1 protein-coding gene is annotated in these 1,169 nt (G+C 69.2%); it reads right to left on the bottom strand.

From position 1 onward, the window contains the following. Nucleotides 1-1,169, bottom strand: a 1,169-nt coding sequence (locus tag DQ353_RS21090) for an HNH endonuclease (protein ID WP_113765138.1), incomplete at both ends; no start/stop codon positions are given.

The following is a 1,169-nucleotide window of genomic DNA, read 5'->3' as shown; positions in this document are numbered from 1 at the left end:
CTGCTCCTTGGTCTGGTTGCATCCGGCGCAGCGGCCGGCAGAGTTGGCCTCGCTGGTCGGGCCGCCGCGGCTGTGTTGGACCACGTGGTCGAAGTGCTTGATGGGTGCGTTGCACCAGGGGGTGCGGCAGTACCGGTCGCGGATGCTGATCAGGTCCTTGAGGGCGGTGGGGAATTGGCGGGACCTGGAATCCATGGCCACCAGCGACCCGGTGTCCGGGTGGGTGTAGATCCTCTTGAGGGATACCAGCCCCCGGTAGCGTTCCTTGTCCTGGGGGTCCCGCCCGGCGACCGCCATCCTGGCCCAGGTGGACGGGACGGTGCCGTAGCCGATCAGGTGGGCCGGTTCGCTGGAGCCCTGGAAGAGGGTGCGGTCGTTCATGACCAGGTTGAGGATGATCTTCACGCCCTCGCCCGGCTGCCTCCCGGTGACCCGGTCCACCAGCACGTCCGCCCGGATCTGGGCCAGGGTGCGGGGGTCCCCGGCTTTCTTGATCTGCGCGGCCGCCTCGTCCAGGGCCTGGTGCACGGCCAGTCCGTCGTCGATCGGCAGCAGCCCGGCCAGCTGCATCATGCCGTCGCGGGCCGGGAACGCGGCCGCGTAGCGGCCGGCCTTGGCGTCCTCCAGGCGGGTCAGGGCGTCAAGCGAGTCGTACCTGTAGGCGAGGCGGCGCACGGTGTCCACCACCTGCCGGTCGCACATCCCGTCCAGGGCGTGCGGGGTGCGCATCAATTCCGCGTCCACTTCCTGGCGTTCCTTGGAGGGGAGGTGCTGGGTTTCGCTGTCGATGGCCAGGGCCTGGGCCTCGTTGAGGTTCCCGGCCAGCAGGGCGGCGAAGGTCAGTGGCAGGTCTTGGATCATGCGGTTGGAGTAGGCCATGAAGGCCCTGCCCTTGGTCGGGGATTCGCGCCGTGCCATTCCCGCTTGGACGCCCACCCCGTAGGCGGGATTGTTTCCGTGGACCCCGGCCTCGGTGCGGGCCTCGACGACGCTTTGCTGCATCATGGTGCCGGCGATGACCTGTGCGCCGCAGGCCGCGCCCTTGATGCGTTCGAGCATGGCCATTTTTTCGTGTTGGTCGCGGGCGCTGCCGCCGGTGTCCAGGTTGGCGACGCCGTCCAGGAACGCGCGCAGGTAGGCCAGGTCCTCGGCGTGGCTCCGTCCGGGTA

The organism is Arthrobacter sp. AQ5-05 (genome assembly GCF_003287975.1).
Classification (GTDB): Bacteria; Actinomycetota; Actinomycetes; order Actinomycetales; family Micrococcaceae; genus Paeniglutamicibacter.
This window is presented reverse-complemented; position numbering and strand designations above follow the sequence as displayed.